Below are 22,227 nucleotides of genomic sequence, written 5' to 3'. Positions count from 1 at the left end.
TCAGGCCTCCCGATGCAGACGCTGGCGCAGCCAGACCCAGAGCAGGCCCTCGCGTGCGCCGAAGAACACGGACAGGGCGTAGAGCGCCCCGGCCACCAGCACGATGGCCGGCCCGGACGGCCAGCGCACATGGAAGGACAGCAGCAGCCCGCCGAGCGCCGAGACCACCGCCATCAGCATCGCCGCGGCCATCATCGTCACGACCTGGCCGGCCCAGAAGCGGGCGGCGGTGGCCGGCAGCATCATCAGCCCGACGGCCATCAGCGTGCCCATGGCCTGGAAGCCGACCACCAGATTGGCCACGGTCAGCACCAGCAGCAGCGTGTGCATGGCCGCGCCGCCGCCCTTGACCGCCCGCAGGAAGCCGGGGTCGAAGCTCTCGACGACCATCGGGCGAAAGCACAGCGCCACCAGCAGCAGCGTGACCGAGCTGACCCCGGCGATCAGCAGCAGCGCCGGCTCGTCGACCGCCAGGATGCTGCCGAACAGCACGTGCATCAGGTCGACGCTGTTGCCGCTGCTGGAGATCATCAGCACGCCCAGCGCCAGCGCGATCAGGTAGAAGGCCGCGAAGCTGGCGTCCTCGCGCTGGCCGGTCGAGCGCGTCACCGCGCCGGCCAGCACGGCCACCAGCAGCGCGGCGGCAAAACCGCCCAGGCTCATCGCGGTCAGCGAGAAGCCCGCCACCATGAACCCCAGCGCGGCGCCGGGCAGCAGCGCGTGCGCCATCGCGTCGCCCATCAGGCTCATGCGGCGCAGCACCATGAACACGCCCAGCGGCGCGCTGCCGATGCCCAGCGCCAGGCTGGCGACCAGCGCGCGGCGCATGAACGGGAATTCGGCGAACGGAAGGATCAGGCCCTGCAGGGCCGGCCACGGCGACTCCATCGCTGGCGGCTCAGGCGGGCTCGACGCAGCGTGGCGCGGCCTCGTCCCAGGTCTGGGACATCTGGCGCGCGGCGAACAGGTGCTCGGCGCGCAGCACCTCGGCCGTCGGCCCCCAGGCGACGCAGCGGCGCGCCAGCAGCAGCGTGCGCTCGAAATGCGTGCGCACCTGGTCGAGGTCGTGCAGCACCGCGATCACCGTGCGGGCCTCGGCGTGCCAGCGGTGCACCACGCCGAGCAGGTCGGCGGTGGTGCGGGCGTCGATCGCGTTGAAGGGCTCGTCGAGCAGGATCACGTCGGCCTGCTGCAGCAGCACCCGGGCGAACAGCACCCGCTGGAACTGGCCCACCGAGATCTCGCCGATCAGCCGGCGCTCGAAGCCCTGCAGACCCACCGCCGCCAGCGCGGCCCGGACCTGCTCGCGCTGGGCCGCATCGAGCCCGCGCCAGCGCCCCAGCTGCGACCACAGGCCCAGCGCGACCACGTCCATCACCTGGACCGGGAAGCTGCGGTCGATCTGCGACTGCTGCGGCAGGTAGGCCAGGCGCAGGCCGGCGGCGCGCGTCACCTCGCCTTCGGCCGGACGCAGCTCGCCCGTCAGCGCCCCGAGCAGGCTGCTCTTGCCCGCGCCGTTGGGGCCGACGATGGCGGTCATCGAACCGCGCTCGAAGGCGCCGTCGAGGTGATGCACGGCCGGGTGGCCGCGGTAGGCCACGGTGAGGTTCTTCAGCGCCAGCGCCTCGCCGTGGGTCAGGCGATGGGTGGCGACATGGTGGTGCGGATGGGCGCTCATCGGCGGATCAGCCCAGCGCCCAGAACACGGCCAGCCAGATCAGTCCGACCAGCCCGCCCGCCCAGCCCAGGCGTTGCCACGCGCTGTTCAGCACGTCGGCCTCGCGGCGGCAGGGACATCACGGGCGGCAGGGCGGAGGCATTTCATGGCTTCATGATAAAGCAATATCAATATCGGCCCATATCCCGAAAACCGTCAGGGCCTTGTGCCCGGATCGGCTTAAGCTCGTGAACTCCATCACAGCCGAGCACCTGCCGAGCCGACACCATGGTTGAACCGCATCGCGCCCATGCCGAGATCCACGAGCGGGCCCACCTGCTGAGCGTCGAGGCGGTGGCCGCCGGCCTGGGCGTCGATCCGGGCACCGGGCTGAGGCCGGCCGAGCACGAGGAACGACTGGCCCGCCACGGCCCCAACGCGCTGCCGACGGCACGCCCCCGCAGCCTGCCGGCCCGGCTGCTCGAGCCTTTTCTCGACGTGATGGTGCTGGTGCTGCTGGCCGCCGCCGGGGTGGCCTTCGCGCTGGGCGAGCGCACCGATGCGGTGGTGATCCTGGTGATCGTCGTGCTCAACGCGCTGATCGGCCTGGTGCAGGAATGGAAGGCCGACCGGGCCCTGCTCGCGCTGCAGCAGCTGGCCGCCCCCCAGGCCTGCGTGCGGCGGGACGGCCAGCCGCAGCAGGTGCAGGCCCACGACCTGGTGCCGGGCGACCTGGTGCTGCTGGAGGCCGGCAACCTGGTGCCGGCCGACCTGAGGCTGAGCAGCGTCGCGCAGCTGCGGGTGGACGAGTCCACGCTCACCGGCGAGTCGGTGACGGTGGACAAGCATGCGCAGGCGCTGTCCCCGCCCCCGGGCAGCGACGGCGCCAGCCTCGCGCTGGGCGACCGTCTGAACATGGCCTTCAAGGGCACGATGATCACGCACGGCCGCGCCGAAGGGCTGGTGGTGGCCACCGGCGCCGGCACGCAGCTCGGCCAGGTCGCCTCGCTGCTGGGCTCGAGCGGTCGGCGCAGCACGCCGCTGCAGCGCCGCCTGGCCGCCTTCGGCCGGCGGCTGTCGGTGGTGGTGCTGGGCATCTGCGTGGTGGTGTTCTTCACCGGCGTGCTGCTGCGCGACGAATCGCCCTGGACCATGGCGCTGACGGCGATCAGCCTGGCGGTGGCCGCGATCCCCGAGGCGCTGCCGGCGGTGGTGACCGTGCTGCTGGCCCTGGGCGCGCGGCGCATGGTGCAGGGCCAGGCGCTGGTGCGGCGGCTGCCGGCGGTGGAGACGCTGGGCTCGGTCAGCACCATCTGCTCGGACAAGACCGGCACGCTGACGCTCAACCGCATGCAGGTCAGCGCCGCGCTGACCTCGCTGGACGAGGCGCCGGCCAGCCGCACGGCCGACGCCGCGCTGTGGCGCGCGGCCGTGCTGTGCAACGACGCGCAGCCGGCGCCGCACCGCCGGGCCGGCGCCGAGCGCTGGTCCGAGCACACGCCCAGCGCCTGGATCGGCGACCCGACCGAGACCGCGCTGCTCGACGGCGCCGCGGCCCGCGACCTGCCCATCGAGCCGCTGCGGGCCCGCCTGCCCCGGGCGCACGAGTGGCCCTTCGACGCCGACCGCAAGCGCATGAGCACGCTGCACCGCACCGGACACGGCTGGCTCGCCCTGACCAAGGGCGCCCCGGAGGCCGTGCTGCCGCGCTGCATCGCGACCGACACCGGTGGCGAGGTCGAGCTGCAGGCCTGGCTGGAACGCGCCCGGCAGCTGGCGGGCCAGGGCCTGCGGGTGCTGGCCCTGGCGCAGCGGCGCCATGAGGCCGACCGGCATCCGCAGGACGAGAGCGCCGACCAGGCCGAGCGGCAGCTCGAGCTGCTGGGGCTGATCGCGCTGATCGACCCGCCACGCCCGGAGGCGCGCGCGGCCGTGGCCGAATGCCTGGCCGCCGGCATCACGCCGGTGATGATCACCGGCGACCACCCGGCCACCGCGCTGGCCATCGCGGCGCAGCTGGGCCTGCTCGATCCGGGCCAGCAGCCGCCCCAGGTGCTGACCGGGGCCGACCTGGGCCGCATGGACGAGGCCGAGCTGGGCGCGCGGGTCGAGGACGTGCGGGTGTATGCGCGGGTCGACCCGGCGCAGAAGATCCGCATCGTGCAGGCGCTGCAGGCGCGGGGCCGGCATGTCGCGATGACCGGCGACGGGGTCAACGACGCCCCGGCACTGAAGGCCGCCGACATCGGCGTGGCGATGGGCCGCAACGGCACCGACGTCGCCCGCGAGGCCGCCTCGCTGGTGCTGCTGGACGACCACTTCGCCACCATCGTCACCGCGGTGCGTGAAGGCCGGCGCATCTTCGACAACATCCGCAAGTTCATCCGCTACGCGATGACCGGCAATTCGGGCGAGATCTGGACCATCTTCCTCGCGCCGCTGCTCGGGCTGCCCATCCCGCTGCTGCCCATCCACATCCTGTGGATCAACCTGGTGACCGACGGCCTGCCGGGCCTGGCGCTGGCGGCCGAGGCGGCCGAGCCCGGCGTGATGCGCCGCCCGCCGCGCCCGCCCGGCGAGAGCCTGTTCGCCCACGGGCTGTGGCAGCACGCGCTGTGGGTGGGCCTGCTGATCGCCGCGCTGTGCCTGGGGGTGCACGCCTGGGCGATCCACGACGGCCAGGCCCACGGCCAGACGATGGTCTTCACCGTGCTGACGCTGGCGCAGATGGCCCATGTGCTGGCCATCCGCTCCGAGAGCGTGCCGATGTGGCGACTGGGCTGGCGCAGCAACCTGCCGCTGCACGGCGCGGTGGCACTGACCTTCGTGATGCAGATGGCCACGCTCTACGTGCCCTGGCTGCAGGACATCTTCCACACCGAGGCGCTGTCGGCCGCGGAGCTGCTGATCTGCCTGGGCTGTGCCGCCACGGTCGCGGTGGCGGTCGAGGCCGAGAAGGCCTGGCGGCGGCGCTGAAGGATCGCGGCTCATGCATCTTTTCGCCCGGCTGCGCGCCGAACTCGACGCCAGCGCCGCACCGCACCACCAGCAGGCCGCGCTGAGGGCCCATCTGGCCGCGGCGGAGCCCGCCGACGCAGCCTGGGCGCTGTACCTGCTGGCCGGCGGCAGGACACGCCGCAGCCTGGCCCCGGCCGCGCTGCTGCGGATCGCCCGGCAGGCTTCGGGCCTGCCGGGATGGCTGTTCGACGCCTGTCACGCCACGGTGGGCGAGGTCGCGCAGACCGTCGCCCTGGTGTGGCCGGATCCGCCCCCGGCGGCGGCGGAAGGTCAAGGGGACCGGACCGAGGCCCGGGCCGCCCCCGGCCTGGCCGTCTGGATGGACGAGCGGCTGCCACGGCTGCGCGAGCAGACCGAGCCGGAGCAGCAGGCCACGCTGTGCCGCTGGTGGAACGAGCTGGACCTGGACGGGCGCCTGCTGCTGAACCGGCTGGTGGCCGGCGGCCTGCGCCCGGGCGTCAGCCCCGGGCTGCTGCAGCAGGCGGTCGCGGCCCACGCCGGGCTGGACCCCACGCTGGTCGCCCAGCGGCTGGCCCGCCACCTCCAGGGCCCCGGGCGACGGCCGGCGGCCGCCGACCTGATCGCGCTGCTGGCTCCGCCACCCGCGGCCTGCGCACCGACCGGCCAGCCCTATGCCTTCGAGGCCTTCCCGGTGCTGACCCCGGCCGACACCGAGGCGCCGGACACGCGCCTGGGCGCGCCGGCGGACTGGCGGGCCGACGGCACCCACGACGGCCTGCCGGTGCAGGTGGTCCGGCGCGCCGGCCAGGTCTGGATCTGGTCCCCCGCGCAGGCGCTGGTGACCACGCACCATCCGGACGTGGCCGGACAGGCGATGCAGTTGCCCGACGGCACGGTGCTCAGCGGCGAGCTGCTGGTCTGGCGGCCCGGCGCGCCGGCACCCGAGTCGGCACTGCTGCTGCAGCCCCGCACCCGGCGCCCACCCGGGCGACGCCTGCTCGAGCAGGCACCGGCGATGGTGCTGGTCCACGACCTGCTCGAGCTCGACGGCCTCGACCGGCGTGCACAGCCGCTGCAGCAGCGCCTCGCGGCGCTCGAGCGCCTGGCGCTGCCGGCGACCTGGCGGCGTTCGGCGCCGATCCGCTTCGAGCACTGGGCCGGGCTGCAGCAGCAGCGCATGGACCTGCGCCGGCACGGCATGACCGGGCTGCTGCTGCGCCGTGGCCACCCCTCGGCCGGCGACGGCCCGGGCCGGACCTGGCCGGCCGATCCGATGCGCGCGACCGCGGTGCTGGTGCACGCCCAGGCCGATGCCAGCGGCCTGACGGACTGCAGCTTCGCCGTCTGGAGCCACCGGCCGACCACCAGCGAGCAGGTCCGGGTCGTGCTCGAGCAGATCGAGCGGCGTGAACCCGCCGCGCCCGGGGCGCTGCAGCTGGTGACCGTCGCCAAGGTGACCGAAGGGCTGGACGAGGTCCGGCGCCGGGAGATCCAGCGTGTCGTCAAGGCCACCACGCTGGAGCGCTTCGGCCCGGTGCGCAGCGTGCGCCCCGGTCTGGTGGCCGAGCTGGGCTTCGAGTCCATCGGCCCGAGTGCGCGCCACCGCAGCGGGCTGGCCGTGGCGGGCGCACGCCTGCTGCGCCTGTGCGGCGAGCGTTCGCTGCTCGACCTCGACACGCTCGATGACCTGCGGGCGCTGGCCGGCCCTGGCATGGATTGAACGAGCGGTCCACGATTTCACGTGCAAGCGGAACTCCGTCCATTGACGCCGGCCTGAACTGTGGGGACATTCGGGACATCGTCCCGGGAGCAGAGCGTCCGCCAGCGCCGATGGAAGACCACCACGACATGCCTTCGTCCCCCGACCCGGCCTCCCCCCAGCACACGGCGGCGGCACGCCCGCCGCTGCACCTGGCCATCTTCCACGCGCTGCACGATGCCGTGCTGCTCTACGACACCGAGCTGCGCATCGTCTCGGCCAACCGGGCGGCCGAGCGCCTGTTCCACCGCCCCGGCCAGCAGATGCTGGGCCGCAACGCCGAATCGATGGGCCTGCGGCGCTTCCGGCGCGACGGCAGCGTGATGCCGGTGGAGGACCGGGCGGTCTGGCAGGCGCTGCGGGGCCGCTGCGCCGTGCCGCCCCAGATCAGCGGATTCGAGGGGCCGGGCCTGCCGCGGCGCTGGATCGAGGTGTCGGCCACCTTCGTCGAGGACATCGCCCCCGAGGTGCCCGAGGGGGTGGTCTGCACCATCAGCGACGTGACCGCCCGCATCGAGGCCGAGGACGCGCTGCGCGAGTCCGAGCAGCGGCTGCGGCTGTTCACCGAGCACAGCCGCGACATGGTCTGGATCGCCGACCGCCAGCACCACGGCCTGCTCTACGTCAGCCCGGCCTGCACGGCGCTGTGGGGATGCACGGTCGAGGCGCTGCAGCAGACGCCGCAGGCCTGGCTGGACGCGGTGCACGAGGACGATCGCCCGCGCGTGCTGCAGGGCTTCGTCCCGCTGGCCCAGGGCCGGGCGGAGGACATCGAATACCGGGTCGTGCGGCCGGACGGCTCGATGATCTGGGTGCGCAACCGCGCCTTTCCCATCCGCGACGAGCTCGGCGAGCTGATCTGCATCGGCGGCATCACCGAGGACATCACGCTGCCCCGCATGGCCGAGGCCGCACGCCGCGCGCGCCGGGAGGCTGACGCCCGGCTGGCCCGCTTCATCGAGGCCTCGCCCGCGGCGCCCTGCGTGCTCAGGCGCGACGAGCAGCGGCGCTGGCGCTTCGTGTTCATCACCGCGGCCATGGCCACGCTCTGCGGCCGCCCGACCGGCGAGCTGCTCGGGCCCGCGATGCACCTGGGCTCGCTGACCCATCCGGACGACGTCGCGGCCGTCGAGCAGGCGCTCGCGACGATGCAGGACGACCTGCAACCCTGGCGCCACGAGTTCCGCCTCATCCATCCGGAGCGCGGCGCCGTCTGGGTCGAGGCACGCGCGGTGCCGATGCGCGATGCCGACGACGCCGTCGTGATCAACGGCTACCTGCTCGACATCTCCGAGCGCAAGGCCGCCGACGACGAGGTGCGCCGGCTCAATGCCGAGCTGGAGCAGCGGGTGCGCGAGCGCACCGCCGACCTCGAGGCCAAGCGTCGCGAGCTCGAGTCCTTCACCTACTCCGTCTCGCACGACCTGAAGGCGCCGCTGCGCGGCATCGACGGCTACAGCCGCCTGCTGCTCGACGACAAGAGCCACCTGCTCGACGACGAGGGTCGCGAGTTCGTCGGCACGATCCGGCGGGCCACCGAGCACATGGCCCGGCTGATCGACGACCTGCTGGCCTATTCGCGCATCGAGCGCAGCCGCCCGGCGCTGGCCCCGGTCGCGCTGGCCGGGCTGGTGCAGGCCTGCGTGGGCGAACGGCAGGACGAGCTCCAGCGGCGGGGCGTGCGGCTGACGCTGGCGCTGGGCCCGGAGAGGGTCGTGGCCGACACCCGCGGGCTGCAGCTGGTGCTGCGCAACCTGCTCGACAACGCCCTGAAGTTCACCACCTCGCAGGCGCAGCCGAGCGTGGAGATCGGCTGCTGCACGCAGGCCGGCCACGTGCGCCTGTGGGTGCGCGACAACGGCTCGGGCTTCGACATGCGCTACCACGACCGCATCTTCGAGATCTTCCAGCGCCTGCACCGGGCCGAGGACTACCCGGGCACGGGCGTGGGCCTGGCGATCGTGCGCAAGGCGCTCGAACGCATGCACGGCCGGGTCTGGGCCCAGTCCTCCCCGGGCCAGGGGGCGACCTTCCTGATCGAGCTGCCATGCAGCGCAGACACCGGCGACAGGTACCACGAGGAACCTGTCCAGGCCTCGGCACAATAGGCTTCGACCCCATTTCCCGAAGCCTCGCCGCGCTGCACATTCCGGTCATGAACTCACAACGCCCGATCCTGCTGGTCGAAGACAACCCGATGGATGTCGACCTGACGCTGCGTGCCTTCGCCCGGCGCCACATCGTCAACCCGATGCAGATCGCCCGCGACGGCGAGGAGGCGCTGGACCTGGTCAACGCCTGGCGGGAGGGCGACCCGCTGCCAGCGGTCATCCTGCTCGACCTGAAGCTGCCGCGCATCGACGGGCTGGAGGTGCTGCGCCACCTGAAGAATCACCCGGTCTACCAGAAAATACCGGTGGTGATGCTGACCACCTCGCGCGAAGATGCGGACGTGGCCACCGCCTACACGCTGGGGGCCAATTCCTACATCGTCAAGCCCGTGGACTTCGAGAAGTTCATGGATGTGGCCACGCAGATCCAGCTGTACTGGTGCGTGCTGAACGAGCGTGCGCTCTGACCGATTCCGATCCACCGCCCCGCATGGTTGTCCACTCCCCTCCCCCCACCGGCTCGCCCCACCCGCTGCGGGTGCTCTATGTCGAGGACAACCGACACGATGCCGATCTGACCCGCCGGGCCCTGAAGGCCCATGGCGAGCACGTGGCCCTGAGCGTCGAGCCCACGCTGGCCGATGCACGCCGCGCCCTCGGGCGCAGCCGCTGGGACCTGCTGCTGCTGGACATGCACCTGCCCGATGGCAGCGGCCTGGAGCTGCTGTCCGAGCTCATGCAGGACCATCCGGACACCGCCGTGATCGTGCTGACCGGCTCGGGTGACGAGCAGTCGGCCGTGGCCGCGCTGCGGGCCGGCGCCGACGACTACGTGGTCAAGCACAACGACTACCTGCAGCGGCTGCCGGCGCTGGTGCAGGCCGTCATGGAACAGCACCGCAAGCGCCTGAACCGGCGCGAGCAGCCGCTGCGGGTGCTCTATGCCGAGAGCAACGACGTCGACATCGACCTGCTGCGCCGCCACATCCAGCGGCACGCCCCGCAGCTGCGGCTCGAGACGGTGCACAGCGCCGAGCAGGTGCTGCTGCGCCTGGACCGCTGCACCGACGCACAGGCGCTGCCCGATGTCGACGTGCTGCTGCTGGACTTCCAGCTGCCCGGCATGAACGCGCTGGAGCTGACCAAGGAGCTGCGCCAGACCCGGCGCGTCGACCTGCCCATCGTCATCCTGACCGGCCAGGGCGACGAGGAGGCGGCGATCCAGACCCTCAAGCTCGGCGCCACCGACTACCTGGTCAAGCACAGCAGCGGCTGGCAGCGCCTGCCGGTGGCGCTCGAGTCGGCCCACCTGCGGGTGCAGCTCGAACGCGAGCGGCGCGCGCTGCGCGAGAGCGAGCAGCGTTTCCGCGAGATGGCCGAGGCGCTGACCGACGTGTTCTGGCTCACCGATCCGGCCCGCCAGCGCGTGCTCTACGTCAGCCCGGCCTACGAGCGGGTCTGGGGCGGCGACGCGGCCGCGCTCTACCGGGACTGGAGCGTCTGGCTGAAGTGGGTGCATCCGGAGGACCTGTCGGTGGTGCGCGAGCATTTTTCCGAGGTGCCCTCGACGCGCGACTACGACCTGAGCTTCCGGGTGCTGCGCCGCGACGGCCAGCTGCGCCATGTGCGCATGCGCGCCTACGCGGTGCTCGACGAGCAGGGCCAGGCGGTGCGCCGGGTCGGCATCGCCCACGACATCACGCAGCAGAAGGTCCAGGAAGACCGCATCCAGCACCTGGCCTACCACGACACGCTCACCGGCCTGCCCAACCGCATGCTGGTGCTCGACCGGCTCAACCAGGGCCTGGCCCACGCCCAGCGCAGCCGCTCGGACCTGGCGGTGATCTTCCTCGACCTCGACCGCTTCAAGACCATCAACGACACGCTCGGCCACCTCGCCGGGGACACGCTGCTGCGCCAGACCGCGCTGCGACTGCGGGCGGCGCTGCGCGAGCAGGACACGGTGGCCCGGCTGGGTGGCGACGAGTTCCTGGTCGTGCTGGAGGACACGGGCGATCCGGCCAGCGTGGCGCTGGTGGCCGACAAGCTGCTCGGCACGCTGTCGCGGCCCTTCGAGCTGGCCGGCCAGGAGATCCACGTCACCGCCAGCCTGGGGCTGAGCGTCTACCCGCGCGACGCGACCGACGCCGGCAGCCTGCTGAAGTACGCCGACACCGCGCTCTACAAGGCCAAGGCCGCGGGCCGCAACACCTACCGTTTCTTCAGCCCGGGCATGGACGCCCAGGCCCACGCGCAGCTGCGCCTGGAGAACGACCTGCGCCGTGCGCTCGACCGCCAGGAACTGCTGCTGCACTACCAGCCCCAGATCAATGCGCAGGGCCGGCTGACGGGCTTCGAGGCGCTGGTGCGCTGGATGCATCCGCAGCGCGGGCTGGTGCCCCCGGGCGACTTCATCGGCCTGGCCGAGGACACCGGGCTGATCCTGCCGATCGGCGAGTGGGTGCTGCGCCAGGCCTGCCTGCAGGCCCGGATCTGGGCGCTGCACTGCGCCGCCCGGGGCCGCCCGCCGCTGCGCATGGCCGTCAACCTGTCGGCCCGCCAGCTGCAACGCCCGGGGCTCGAGGCCGTGGTGCGGCAGGCGCTGCTCGACAGCGGCCTGGACGCCGGCCTGCTCGAGCTGGAGATCACCGAGTCGAGCGTGATGGACGATCCGCTCTACACGCTGGACGTGCTCAAGGGCCTGCGCCAGCTGGGCGTGCAGCTGTCGGTGGACGACTTCGGCACCGGCTATTCGAGCCTGGCCTACCTGAAGCGTTTTCCGCTGCAGCGCCTGAAGATCGACCGCTCCTTCGTCGACGGCATCCCGCACGACGAGGACGATGTCGCGATCGTCGAGGCCATCATCGCGCTGGCGCGCAAGCTCAAGCTGCAGGTGGTCGCCGAAGGGGTCGAGACCGAGCAGCAGAGTGCGGTGCTGCAGCGCCTGGGCTGCGACGAGCTGCAGGGTTACGCCTTCGGGCGCCCCCAGGCGAGCGGGCTGATCGACCGGCTGCTCGACACCACCTGGCGGGACGGCCTGGTGAGCGCGCCGGGACTGCAGACGCCAGCAGGCCCGGCGACGGCAGGTTTATCGCTGCACTGATAGCATCCGGCGACATGACGTGATCGCCTTCCCTCCTTCGCGTCCCCTTTTCCCTGACCTCAGCATCCCATGAGCACTGTCCCCCCCTCCGTCATCGACGGTCCGGTCGTCGATGATGCGGGCGTTCCGGTCTCGCGCAAGATCCGCGAACGCATCAAGGCAGCCCAGCAGCGTTTCCACGCCAACGACAACATCTCGGCCTTCATCCGGCCCGGTGAACTCGAGGCCCTGCTCGACGAGGTGCAGGGCAAGATGGCCGGCGTGCTCGACAGCCTGGTGATCGACACCGACAGCGACCACAACACCCAGGACACCGCCCGGCGCGTGGCCAAGATGTACCTGCAGGAGGTGTTCCGCGGCCGCTACGTGCCCCAGCCGCCGGTGACCGAGTTCCCCAACGTCGAGCACCTCAGCGAGCTGATGATCGTCGGCCCGATCACCGTGCGCAGCGCCTGCTCCCACCACCTGTGCCCGATCATCGGCAAGCTGTGGATCGGCATCATGCCCAACGAGCATTCGGCGCTGATCGGGCTGTCCAAGTACGTGCGCCTGGCCGACTGGATCATGAGCCGCCCGCAGATCCAGGAGGAGGCGGTGACCCAGGTCGCCGACCTGCTCAACGACAAGATGCAGCCCGACGGCCTGGCGGTGATCATGGAAGCCGACCACTTCTGCATGGGCTGGCGCGGGGTCAAGGACATGGACTCGAAGATGATCAACAGTGTCATGCGCGGCTCCTTCCTGAAGGATTCCGACCTGCGGCGCGAATTCCTCGCGCTGCTCAGCCAGCGCAAGAGCTGACCCACGGAGAAACTCATGCTCGTCAGATTGCTTTATGCCAGCCGGGCCGACGGCGTGACCGGCGAGATGATCGACCACATCCTCGCCCAGTCGCGCAGCAGGAACCCGCAGATGGGCATCACCGGCATCCTCTGCCACAGCGGGGACGTGTTCATGCAGGTGCTCGAGGGCGGACGGGCCGTGGTCAACGGCCTGTACAACCAGATCGTGCGCGACAACCGCCACAGCGGCGTCACGCTGCTGCATTTCGAGGAGATCAGCGAACGCCGCTTCTCGAGCTGGACCATGGGCCAGGTCAACCTGCAGCGCATCAACCCGTCGCTGGTGCTCAAGTACAGCGACAAGCCGATGCTCGATCCTTTCGTCACCTCGGGCCGGGCCTCGATGGCGCTGCTCGAGGAGCTGATCGCCACCGCCTCCATCGTTGGCCGCGCCGGCTGATCGCCCGGCCCCGGGCGGCACCGACGCGCCGGCCCCGCCCGGCCTGTCGCTGCGCGGGGTCGATTTCTCCAGCCGCCCGAGCCGCCGCAAGGCCATCACGATGGCCATCGGACAGCGCTGCGGCACGCGGGTCCTGGTGGACCGGCTGCGGCGTTTCCACCACCTCGACGACTGGGCCGCCAGCCTGGACGAGCCCGGCCCGTGGCGAGCCGGCATGGACCTGCCCTTCGGCCTGCCCCGCGAGCTGGTCACCACGCTGGGCTGGCCGACCGACTGGAGCGCGCTGATGCGGCACTACGCCGCGCTCGACCGGGCCGTGATCCGCGACCGGTTCAAGACCTTCTGCGCGGCCCGGCCGGTGGGCGGCAAGTTCGCCCACCGGGCCTGCGACGGTCCGGCCGGCGCGTCCCCGTCGATGAAATGGGTGAACCCGCCGGTGGCCTGGATGCTGCACGCGGGCGTGCCGCGGCTGATCGCCGCGGGCTGCGACCTGCCCGGGCTGCGGGCGGGGGATGGACGGCGCCAGGCGCTGGAGGCCTACCCGGGGCTGCTGGCGCGCGAGCTGATCGGCCGCACGTCCTACAAGAGCGACGACCGCCAGGCCTGGACCGAGGCACGGCGCCAGGCCCGCATCACGCTGGTCAAGCGGCTCGAACAGGGCGCCGGGCGGCTGGCGCTGCAGCTGGTCGCCGAGCCGGCCCTGCGGGCCGAGCTGATCGATGACGCCAGCGGCGATGCCCTCGACGCCGTGCTGTGCCTGGTGCAGGTGGCCTGGTCGGTCACGCGGCCCGGCCATGGCTGGCCGGCCGGGGTCGATCCGCTCGAGGGCTGGATCCTCACCGCCTGAGCGGCATCTCCCGGCTCAGGCCGGCTGCTCGCAGCGCAGGCCCTGGACGACACCGCTGCGCTTGTAGGCCACCACGTGGTCGAGGTCGAGCCGGATGCCGATGCGCTCGCCCAGCGCGTGGTTGTGGTGGGACGGCACCAGCGACAGCACCAGCGCGCCGCTGCCCAGGCGCAGCGTGTAGAGGATGTCGGCGCCGCGGAAGGCCTTGCTGACCACCTCGGCCTGGATCGGACTGGCATCGTCGTGCACCACGTCGTCGGGACGCAGCAGCACGTCGACCTGGCAGCCGCTGGCGCAGAGGTCACCATGTTCGGTGCAGCGGATCGGCTGGCCGCTGTGTACCGTGCCCAGCTCCAGCCACACCTGCGACCCCTGCCCGACCTCACCCGGCAGGAACACGCCCTGGCCGACGAAGTCGGCGACCAGGCGATTGGCCGGCCGGTGGTAGAGGTTGTAGGCGCTGTCCCACTGCTGGATGTGCCCACCCGACATGATGCCGATCTGGTCGGCCACCGCGAAGGCCTCGTGCTGGTCGTGCGTGACCAGGATGGCGGTCGTGCCATGGGACTTGATGATCTCGCGCACCTCGGCGGCCAGGCGCTCGCGCAGCTCGACGTCGAGGTTGGAGAACGGCTCGTCCATCAGCAGCAGCGCGGGCTGCATGACCAGCGCGCGCGCCAGCGCCACCCGCTGCTGCTGGCCGCCGGAGAGCTCGTGCGGGTACTTGCCGCCGGACTGGGCCAGGCCCACGGTGGCCAGCATCTTGGCCACCCGCAGGTCGGCGTCGGCCACGCCGCGCAGGCCGAAGGCGACGTTGCGCTGCACGCTCAGGTGCGGGAACAGCGCGTAGTCCTGGAACACCATGCCGATGCGGCGCTGCTCGGGCGGCACATGCACCGCGGCCGAGCTGACCACCCGCCCGTCGAGCAGGATCTGCCCGCCCGACACCGGCTCGAAACCGGCGATCGCGCGCAGCACCGTCGTCTTGCCGCAGCCCGACGGACCCAGCAGGCAGCCGATGCTGCCGCGCGAGAGCTGCAGGTCCAGCCCGTCCACGATGGTCTGCGTGCCGTAGCGCAGGCTCAGGTGCTCGAGGCTCAACCAGATGTCGTTCGTGGAGGGCATGGGAGAGAGTCCGACGGCTCAGGTAATTCAATGATAATGATTATCATCCATGCACCGGCGACATCGCGCTGATTCCCGACTGTTTCGAGCCCATCCATGTCCAGCACCCCCCACGCGAAGGTCCCCGCCCTGGCTCCCCTGGAACCGGATCCGCCGGCGACCGTGACCCCGGCCCGCCGCCCTGCAGCCCCGGGCGCGCAGCGGCGACCCGGCCAGCACGGCCGCTGGCTGCTGGCGGTGACGGTGCTGATCGCGCTGATGGTGGGCGCCCCGGTGCTGTCGGTGGCCACCCACCTGCTGAGCCCGGGCACCGCCGAGACCTGGCGCCACCTGCTCGACACCGTGCTGCCCGACTACGTGCTGACCACGCTGCAGCTGTGCCTGGGCGTGGCGCTCGGCTCGGCCAGCGTGGGCGTGGGCGCCGCCTGGCTGGTCACGCGCTACCACTTCCCCGGCCGGCGCCACCTCGAGTGGGCGCTGGTGCTGCCGCTGGCCATGCCGGCCTACGTGCTGGCCTACACCTACACCGACCTGCTGCAGTTCGTCGGACCGGTGCAGACGGCGCTGCGCCACACCTTCGGCTGGACCCGCGCCGACTACTGGTTTCCCGAGGTGCGCAGCACCGGCGGCGCGGTGCTGATGTTCACGCTGGCGCTCTACCCCTACGTCTACCTGATGGCCCGCACCACCTTCCTCGAACGTGCCGCGGGCATGCTCGAGGTGGGCCGCTCGCTGGGCCTGGGGCCGTGGGCCAGCTTCTGGCGGGTGTCGCTGCCGATGGCCCGCCCGGCGATCGCCGGGGGCGTGGCGCTGGTGCTGATGGAGACGCTGGCCGACTACGGCACGGTGGCCTACTTCTCGGTGCAGACCTTCACCACCGGCATCTACCGCGCCTGGTTCTCGCTGGGTGACCGGCCGGCCGCCGCCCAGCTGGCGGTGGCCCTGCTGGCCTTCGTGGCGGTGATCCTGACGCTCGAGCGCGCCTCGCGTGGCCGCGCCCGCTTCCACGACACCACGCTGCGCCGCCTGACGCCGCTGTCGCGGCCGCTGCGCGGCTGGCGGGCCGCCGTGCTGATCGGCGCCTGCCTGGTGCCGCTGACCGGCGGCTTCCTGCTGCCGGGCGGGCTGCTGCTGCACATGGCGCTCACCGAAGGGGACGCGCAGTGGGGCTGGCGCTTCGTCGAGCTGGCGCGCAACAGCTTCCTGGTCGCGGGGCTGACCGCGCTGGCCTGCGTCGCGCTGGCCGTGCTGATCGCCTACGCCGCGCGCCAGCACCGCGGCTGGCTGCTGCGCATCGCCCAGCGCATCGTCGGGCTGGGTTATGCGGTGCCGGGCTCGGTCATCGCCGTGGGGGTGCTGATCCCGGTGGCCCGGCTCGACAACCTGCTGGCCGAGCTGATCCAGTCCAGCTTCGGCTGGAACCCGGGCCTGCTGCTGACCGGCAGCATCACCGCGCTGGTCTACGCCTGCGTGGCGCGTTTCCTGACGGCGGCGGTCCAGGCGGTGGACTCGGGCCTGCTGAAGATCACGCCGAGCATGGACGACGCGGCACGCAGCATGGGCCTGACGCCCCCCCAGGTGCTGCGCCGGGTGCACCTGCCGCTGCTGCGCGGCAGCCTGCTGACCGCCGCGCTGCTGGTGTTCATCGACGTGATGAAGGAACTGCCGGCCACGCTGGTGATGCGCCCCTTCAACTTCGACACGCTGGCCACGCAGGTCTACACCCTCGCCTCCGACGAACGCCTGGCCGAGGCCTCGACGGCCGCGCTGGCCATCGTGGCCGTCGGGCTGATCCCGATCGTGCTGCTGAGCCGCCAGATCGCCGGCAGCCGCATCGGCCACGGGTCGCGCTGACCGGGCGCCTCCCCGGCGCACGACCGGTCCGGCCCGTGCCTGCCGAGGCCCTGGCCGCGCTCAGCTCAGCCGCTTGCGGGCCATCTCGTCGAGCAGGCCTTCGAGCCGCTGCGCGGACCAGCCCGCCTACAGCGCCTGCAACACCACCGCCGGCTGGGGCCGGGGCCAAGCCGCCCACCAGCGGATCGCGGTCCAGGTTGGTCGGGAAGGCATACCCCTCGGCCGACGCCGCCACGACCCGCTCGATCCCGGGCCGGCTCAGCAGCCCGCCCTGATGCAGGGCCAGCAGGTGCGGATACAGGCGCCGCAGCATGCGGTCGCGGTCCACCGTTTCCATCGCACGACCGATCCGGGCGTTCACGCAGGCGCTGGCGCAGTGGCGACCCGACTGGCAGGTGCACGTCGAACTCGACGGCAAGGGCCTGCCGGAATCCACCGGCCGGGTCGTGTCGGCCCGGCTGGCCCGCTCACCGGGCGTGACGGCGGTGTACTCGGTCGGCGGCGCCAACCTCGCGGTGGCCCGGGCCTTCGCGGACGCGGGGCGACCGTGCCGGGCCTTCATCGGCCATGACCTGGACGCCGACAACATCGGCATGCTGCGACAGCGCCAGCTCTGCGCCGTGCTGCACCACGATCTGCGGCACGACCTGCACAGCGCCTGCCTGCAGTTCATGCAGGCTCACGGCCTGAACGTGACGGCTCCGCCACCGGCGCTGTCGCGCCCGGAGGTGATCACGCCGTTCAACCTGCCGGCGCCGTGGGCCGACGCCTGAGCGACGGCCCCGTCCGCCGCCACCTCACTTCCAGCCGGCGCGGTCGAACACCTTCTGGGCGGTGACCGCTCCCTTGGAGAGCTCGCCGATCGGCAGGCTGTCGCTCTTGAACGGACCCAGGGCGTCGAGCGCCGGGTTCTTGGGCTTCACGCCCTTGGCCGCGGGCCATTCGTTGTTGCCGTCGGCGAAGTAGGTCTGGGCCTCGTCGCCGGCCAGGTATTCCATGAACTTCACCGCCGCGGCCTTGTGCGGCGCGTGCTTGAGCACGCCGGCGCCCGAGACGTTGATGTGCGTGCCCCAGGTCTGCTGGTTGGGCCACACCACGCCCAGCGAGCGCATCACCGCCTGGTCGTCGGCGTTGCTCGAACGCATCATGCGGGCGATGTAGTAGCTGTTGGAGATCGCCACGCTGCACTCGCCGGCCGCCACGGCCTTGAGCTGGTCGACGTCACCGCCCTTGGGCGAGCGGGCGAAGTTGGCCACCAGGCCACGCGCCCATTCTTCCGCCTTGGCCTCGCCGAGGTGATGGATCACGGCCGCGCCCAGGCTCAGGTTGTACGGGTGGTTGCCGCTGCGCACGCAGATCTGGCCCTTCAGGCGCGGGTTGGCCAGGTCCTCGTAGGTCTGGACCCATTCCTTCTTCATCGACAGCTTGTTGTAGACGATGGCGCGGGCCCGGGTCGAGAAGGCGATCCAGGTCGGCGTGCGCAGCGTGTCGGGGATGCGCGCCTCCAGCAGCTTCGACTGGATGGGCTGGAACACGCCGCGGCTGTCGGCCATCTCCAGGCGGGCCGCGTCGACGGTGATCAGGATGTCGGCCGGGCTGTTGGCCCCCTCGTTGCGGATGCGCTCGAGCAGCTCGTCCTCCTTGCCGTCCAGCCGGTTGATCTTGATGCCGGTGGCCTTGGTGAAGTTGGCGTAGAGCGACTCGTCCGTCTGGTAGTGACGGGCCGAGTAGATGTTCAGGACCTGTTCCTGGGCCTGTGCGGGCCAGGCGACCACCAGGGCAGCGCTCAGGGCCAGCAGCGACGGCAGGGAAGAACGGCGATTCATCAGGGACTCCAGGGAAGAAGCGGCCACATGGCCTGATGAGGAGATGTTAACAGCAATCATTCTTATTGACGAAAAGCCGGATCCGGCTGATGCGTGCCACGCCTGCCACAATCGACGCTTCGCCACCGGGAAGTCCGCATGATCGCCACCGCTGCCGAGCTCAACGATCCCGCAGCCATGCGCACGGCCGGGCCGGAGCTGCTGTCCCTGGCCCTGATGGATGCACGCAACCGCTCGCTCGCGCTGCTGGCCGCGTTCGAGGAGGCCGGGCGGGACCACTGCGGCCATGACGAGGAGCAAGCCTCGCCGGCCTGGCTGGTCGGCGAGCTGGCCTGGTTCCAGGAGGCCTGGATCGCGCGCAACGTGCAGCGCCGCCGGGGCCGGGGCTGCGATCCACGGGTGGCCAGGCTGTCGTCGATCGAGCCGCAGGCCGATCGCTGGTGGGATCCACGCGAGGCCCCCGCCCGGCGCCTGGACCCCGGCCCGCTGCCCGACAACGGCTTCATCCGCCAGTACCTGGTCGACACCCTCGAGGTGACGCTCGACCTGCTGCACGGCAGCCCGGCCGATGACGATGCGCTGCACTTCTTCCGCGCGGCGCTGTTCCACGAGGACCTGCGCCACGAGACGCTGATCGAGGCGGCCCAGAACGCCGGTGTCGCGCTGCCCGACGGCCTGCTGCGCCCGGACGTGCCGCTGCCGCACGCCGGCACCACCTTCAGCCTCGAGCAGGGCCGCTGGACGCTGGGCGAGCCGCCCGGCGACGGCTACCGCTTCGAGGCCGAGCTGGGCCAGCGCACCGAGCTGCTGCCGCCGGGCGAGATCGACGCCCAGCCGGTGAACTGGCAGCGGTTCCTCGAGTTCATCGCCGACGGCGGTTATCGGCAGCGGCGCTGGTGGACCCCCGAAGGCTGGCAGTGGCTCAGCCAGCGGCAGCGCAAGGCGCCGCGGGCGATCGAGCGCACCGAGCCGCCGGCGGCGATGAACCGCTTCGGCCGCCTGGTGCGGGTCCGCCCGCTCGAGGCGGTGCAGCAGATCAGCCTGCACGAGGCGCTGGCCTGGTGCCGCTGGGCGGGGCGCCGCCTGCCCGGTGAGGCCGAATGGGAGCGTGCGGTCAGCCGCTTCGGCCGCCGCGGCCTGCGCCACGGCATGGTGTGGGAATGGACCGCCGACGTGCTGGCCCCGCTGGACCCGACCCAGCCCTGCGGCTGGCCCGGCTCGGTCAGCGACAGCGGCCCGTTCCGCCCGGCCTGCGGCCGCCATCAGGTCGTGCGGGGGGGCTCGCGGGCCACCCGGGAGCGGCTGGGCGGACTGCACCGCCGCCGCCACCTCGACCCGGACGACGACCAGGCCTTCTGCGGCTTTCGCACCTGCTCGCTCTGAGCACCAGGGCGGGCGGCGGCACAGGTGTCGCGTTTTGACGCACCGGCGGTGCTCCAGCGGGTTTGTGCCGACTGGCCCGGGGTGCCTGCGGCGCGGTACACCTCGAGACATGCCGTCCGGTGCGCCTTCGCCGCCGGAGCTCCCAGCGACACCGCCCAAGCAGATGACCGACTCCTCCTCCCGCCTTCCGGTGCGCCGCGCCATCGCGCTGGCCTGCAGCCTCACGCTGTGCGGTCTCACCCTGCCCGCCGTGGCCCAGTCCGGCGCGCCCCCGGCCGCCGAGGCACCGGCGCTCGATGGCGTGATCGTCTCGGGCAGCGCCCGGGCCCGGCGCCAGGCCGAGGCGCCCTACGCCATCAGCCAGGTCGGCAGCACCGAGCTGCGCGACAGCGGCCCGATGCTCAACCTGTCCGAGTCGTTGGCACGGGTGCCCGGCCTGAACGTCGCCAACCGCAACAACTACGCCCAGGACCTGCAGATCAGCTCCCGCGGCTTCGGGGCGCGGGCCGGCTTCGGCGTGCGCGGCCTGAGGCTCTACAGCGACGGCATCCCCGCCTCGATGCCCGATGGCCAGGGTCAGGTCGGCCACATGGACCTGGCCGGCGCCGACCGCGTCGAGGTGCTGCGCGGGCCGTTCTCGGCCCTCTACGGCAACAGCTCGGGCGGCGTGATCGCGCTGTTCTCCCGACCGGTGCGCCAGGCCGAGGCCGAGCTGGCGCTCGACCGCGGCAGCGACGGCCTGTCGCAGTGGCGCGCCCGGGTGGCCACGCCGCTGGGCCAGGGCATGGACCTGAGCGCCAGCCTGGGCGACACCCACCTCGACGGCAGCCGGGCCCAGAGCGAGGCGCGCCGCAGCCTGGTCAACCTGCGCCTGGGCTGGCGGGGCGAGCAGGACCGGCTGACGCTGACCTACAGCGACCAGCAGCAGCGCGCCGACGACCCGCTGGGGCTGGACCGCAGCCAGCTGAACCAGGATCCGGAGCAGACCACGTCGCAGGCCCGGCTCTACGACACCCGCAAGTTCATCCGCCAGGACCAGGTCGGCGCCAGCTGGGAGCATGACCTGGCCGACGGCGGGGCGCTGAGCGAGCTGCGGGTGGCCGCCTACGCCGGCACCCGGGGCGTGATGCAGTCCCAGGCGATCGCACCCTCCACGCAGGCCAATGCACGGCACGGCGGCGGGCTGGTCGATTTCGACCGCAGCTACCACGGCATCGACGGCCGGCTGCTGTGGCGCTGGAGCGCGGTCGACCTGGTGACCGGCCTCAACGTCGAGCGCCAGAAGGACGACCGCCAGGGCTACGAGAACTACACCGGCACCGGCACGGCCCAGGTGCTGGGCGTGCAGGGCCGGCTGCGCCGTGACGAGCTCAACACCGCCCTCACCCAGGAGGCCTACGCCCAGGCGGAGTGGCGCCTGGCCCCGGCCTGGCGGGCCAGCGCAGGCGTGCGCACCGGGGTGGTCGGCATGGAGGTCGAGGACCGCTACCTGGCCAACGGCAACGACTCCGGCTCCCGCGACTTCCGCTACACCAGCCCGGTGCTGGGCCTGAGCTGGCAGCCGGCGCGGGAGGTGACGCTGCACGGCGCCTTCTCCCGCGGCCATGAGACGCCCACGCTGGGCGAGCTGGCCTACCGGTCCGATGGCACCGGCGGTCTCAACACCGAGCTGCAGGCCCAGACCAGTCGCCAGATCGAGCTGGGCGCCAAGTGGCGCCAGGCCGACTGGGCGCTGGACGCGACGGTGTTCCGCATCCGCACCGACGACGAGATCGGCGTGGCGACCAATTCCGGCGGCCGGGCCAGCTACCGCAACGTCGGGCGCACCCGCCGCGACGGCGCCGAGCTCGGTGCGACCTGGCAGGCCCTGCCCGGCCTGAAGGCGCAGGTGGCGCTGACCTGGCTGCGCGCCCGTTATGCCGACGATTTCCTGGTCTGCGCCGGCATCCCCTGCAGCGCGCCGACCGTGCCGGTGGCCGCAGGCAACCAGATCGCCGGCACCCAGGACCGCAGCGCCTACGCCGAGCTGGCGTGGACCCCGGCCTGGAGCGCACGCGCCCAGGCCGCCATCGAATGGCGCGGCCAGGGCCGCACGGCGGTCAACGACACCAACAGCGACTTCGCGGACGGCTACGGACTGGTCAACCTGCGCTACCGCCAGCGCTTCGCGCTCGACCGCGACGGGGACATCGAGGTGCTGGCCCGCATCGACAACCTGGCCGATCGTCGGGTCGTCGGCAGCGTCATCGTCAACGACGCCAACGGGCGTTATTTCGAACCGGCCACCGGCCGCAGCGCGCTGCTGTCGCTGCGTTACCTGCGCCGCCTCTGACCCCCTGGC

Annotated in this window: 16 protein-coding genes; 12 read left to right on the top strand and 4 right to left on the bottom strand. The window is 72.2% G+C overall.

Features of this window, described 5'->3' with window-relative positions:
- Both C7444_RS03670 and aztA read right to left on the bottom strand, forming a co-directional pair.
- On the bottom strand, positions 1–888 hold the full coding sequence (locus C7444_RS03670; RefSeq protein ID WP_110399456.1) for a metal ABC transporter permease: 888 nt from the start codon (positions 886–888) through the stop codon (positions 1–3).
- A 10-nt stretch (positions 889–898) separates the two neighbouring features.
- Entirely contained in the window at positions 899–1,678 is a 780-nt protein-coding gene (gene aztA / locus C7444_RS03665) for a zinc ABC transporter ATP-binding protein AztA (protein WP_110399455.1), read from the bottom strand.
- A gap of 267 nt (positions 1,679–1,945) precedes the next feature.
- Between aztA and C7444_RS03660 the strand changes: the two genes are divergently transcribed.
- The 8 genes from C7444_RS03660 (at position 1,946) to C7444_RS03625 (ending at position 13,698) form a co-directional block, all read left to right on the top strand.
- Complete coding sequence (locus C7444_RS03660; protein ID WP_110399454.1) at positions 1,946–4,633, top strand: cation-translocating P-type ATPase; 2,688 nt, start codon at positions 1,946–1,948, stop codon at positions 4,631–4,633.
- Between the two features lie 13 nt (positions 4,634–4,646).
- Positions 4,647–6,356, top strand: coding sequence for a DNA ligase-like domain-containing protein (locus C7444_RS03655; protein WP_110399453.1), 1,710 nt, complete (start codon positions 4,647–4,649; stop codon positions 6,354–6,356).
- 128 nt (positions 6,357–6,484) lie between these two features.
- Positions 6,485–8,503, top strand: coding sequence for a PAS domain-containing sensor histidine kinase (locus C7444_RS03650; RefSeq protein ID WP_170130617.1), 2,019 nt, complete (start codon positions 6,485–6,487; stop codon positions 8,501–8,503).
- Between the two features lie 47 nt (positions 8,504–8,550).
- A complete protein-coding gene (locus C7444_RS03645) occupies positions 8,551–8,973 on the top strand; it encodes a response regulator (RefSeq protein WP_110399451.1) in 423 nt (140 codons plus the stop codon).
- A 23-nt stretch (positions 8,974–8,996) separates the two neighbouring features.
- Entirely contained in the window at positions 8,997–11,609 is a 2,613-nt protein-coding gene (locus C7444_RS03640; RefSeq protein ID WP_110399450.1) for an EAL domain-containing protein, read from the top strand.
- Between the two features lie 69 nt (positions 11,610–11,678).
- The gene (gene folE, locus C7444_RS03635) at positions 11,679–12,410 is read left to right on the top strand and encodes a GTP cyclohydrolase I (RefSeq protein WP_110399449.1); all 732 of its coding nucleotides are present in this window, start codon (positions 11,679–11,681) and stop codon (positions 12,408–12,410) included.
- Between the two features lie 15 nt (positions 12,411–12,425).
- On the top strand, positions 12,426–12,851 hold the full coding sequence (locus C7444_RS03630) for a BLUF domain-containing protein (protein ID WP_110399448.1): 426 nt from the start codon (positions 12,426–12,428) through the stop codon (positions 12,849–12,851).
- Positions 12,835–13,698: a DUF429 domain-containing protein gene (locus tag C7444_RS03625; RefSeq protein WP_245909394.1), complete on the top strand. Its 864-nt coding sequence runs from the start codon at positions 12,835–12,837 to the stop codon at positions 13,696–13,698. Before C7444_RS03630 ends, C7444_RS03625 begins: the two co-directional genes overlap by 17 nt.
- Positions 13,699–13,713: 15 nt before the next feature.
- Here C7444_RS03625 and C7444_RS03620 read toward each other — a convergent pair whose 3' ends face one another.
- On the bottom strand, positions 13,714–14,823 hold the full coding sequence (locus C7444_RS03620; RefSeq protein WP_110399447.1) for an ABC transporter ATP-binding protein: 1,110 nt from the start codon (positions 14,821–14,823) through the stop codon (positions 13,714–13,716).
- A gap of 96 nt (positions 14,824–14,919) precedes the next feature.
- On the opposite strand from C7444_RS03620, the gene C7444_RS03615 reads away from it, so the two are divergent.
- Both C7444_RS03615 and C7444_RS03610 read left to right on the top strand, forming a co-directional pair.
- The gene (locus C7444_RS03615; RefSeq protein ID WP_110399446.1) at positions 14,920–16,677 is read left to right on the top strand and encodes an ABC transporter permease; all 1,758 of its coding nucleotides are present in this window, start codon (positions 14,920–14,922) and stop codon (positions 16,675–16,677) included.
- A gap of 311 nt (positions 16,678–16,988) precedes the next feature.
- Positions 16,989–17,450 carry a type 1 periplasmic-binding domain-containing protein gene (locus tag C7444_RS03610; protein WP_110399445.1) on the top strand — a complete coding sequence of 154 codons (462 nt, stop codon included), beginning with the start codon at positions 16,989–16,991 and terminating at the stop codon, positions 17,448–17,450.
- 24 nt (positions 17,451–17,474) lie between these two features.
- On the opposite strand, the gene C7444_RS03605 is transcribed toward C7444_RS03610, so the two are convergent.
- Complete coding sequence (locus C7444_RS03605) at positions 17,475–18,503, bottom strand: extracellular solute-binding protein (RefSeq protein WP_110399444.1); 1,029 nt, start codon at positions 18,501–18,503, stop codon at positions 17,475–17,477.
- A gap of 138 nt (positions 18,504–18,641) precedes the next feature.
- On the opposite strand from C7444_RS03605, the gene C7444_RS03600 reads away from it, so the two are divergent.
- Entirely contained in the window at positions 18,642–19,886 is a 1,245-nt protein-coding gene (locus C7444_RS03600) for an SUMF1/EgtB/PvdO family nonheme iron enzyme (RefSeq protein WP_110399443.1), read from the top strand.
- 163 nt (positions 19,887–20,049) lie between these two features.
- Positions 20,050–22,218 carry a TonB-dependent receptor family protein gene (locus tag C7444_RS03595; protein ID WP_170130616.1) on the top strand — a complete coding sequence of 723 codons (2,169 nt, stop codon included), beginning with the start codon at positions 20,050–20,052 and terminating at the stop codon, positions 22,216–22,218.
- Positions 22,219–22,227: the final 9 nt, after the last annotated feature.

It is taken from the genome of Sphaerotilus hippei, assembly GCF_003201595.1.
In the GTDB taxonomy this organism is placed as follows: domain Bacteria; phylum Pseudomonadota; class Gammaproteobacteria; order Burkholderiales; family Burkholderiaceae_C; genus Sphaerotilus; species Sphaerotilus hippei.
The sequence above is the reverse complement of the archived record's forward strand: the minus strand, read 5'-3'. Positions and strand labels throughout refer to the sequence as shown.

Bases quoted from the DNA above. Each gene is read 5' to 3' on its own strand.
- C7444_RS03615 (WP_110399446.1), top strand. From the start codon at position 14,920: ATGTCCAGCACCCCCCACGCGAAGGTCCCCGCCCTGGCTCCCCTGGAA.
- C7444_RS03610 (WP_110399445.1), top strand. From the start codon at position 16,989: ATGCGGTCGCGGTCCACCGTTTCCATCGCACGACCGATCCGGGCGTTC.
- C7444_RS03655 (WP_110399453.1), top strand. From the start codon at position 4,647: ATGCATCTTTTCGCCCGGCTGCGCGCCGAACTCGACGCCAGCGCCGCA.
- C7444_RS03640 (WP_110399450.1), top strand. From the start codon at position 8,997: ATGGTTGTCCACTCCCCTCCCCCCACCGGCTCGCCCCACCCGCTGCGG.
- C7444_RS03645 (WP_110399451.1), top strand. From the start codon at position 8,551: ATGAACTCACAACGCCCGATCCTGCTGGTCGAAGACAACCCGATGGAT.
- C7444_RS03620 (WP_110399447.1), bottom strand. From the start codon at position 14,823: ATGCCCTCCACGAACGACATCTGGTTGAGCCTCGAGCACCTGAGCCTG.
- C7444_RS03670 (WP_110399456.1), bottom strand. From the start codon at position 888: ATGGAGTCGCCGTGGCCGGCCCTGCAGGGCCTGATCCTTCCGTTCGCC.
- C7444_RS03630 (WP_110399448.1), top strand. From the start codon at position 12,426: ATGCTCGTCAGATTGCTTTATGCCAGCCGGGCCGACGGCGTGACCGGC.
- folE (WP_110399449.1), top strand. From the start codon at position 11,679: ATGAGCACTGTCCCCCCCTCCGTCATCGACGGTCCGGTCGTCGATGAT.
- aztA (WP_110399455.1), bottom strand. From the start codon at position 1,678: ATGAGCGCCCATCCGCACCACCATGTCGCCACCCATCGCCTGACCCAC.
- C7444_RS03650 (WP_170130617.1), top strand. From the start codon at position 6,485: ATGCCTTCGTCCCCCGACCCGGCCTCCCCCCAGCACACGGCGGCGGCA.
- C7444_RS03595 (WP_170130616.1), top strand. From the start codon at position 20,050: ATGACCGACTCCTCCTCCCGCCTTCCGGTGCGCCGCGCCATCGCGCTG.
- C7444_RS03600 (WP_110399443.1), top strand. From the start codon at position 18,642: ATGATCGCCACCGCTGCCGAGCTCAACGATCCCGCAGCCATGCGCACG.
- C7444_RS03605 (WP_110399444.1), bottom strand. From the start codon at position 18,503: ATGAATCGCCGTTCTTCCCTGCCGTCGCTGCTGGCCCTGAGCGCTGCC.
- C7444_RS03660 (WP_110399454.1), top strand. From the start codon at position 1,946: ATGGTTGAACCGCATCGCGCCCATGCCGAGATCCACGAGCGGGCCCAC.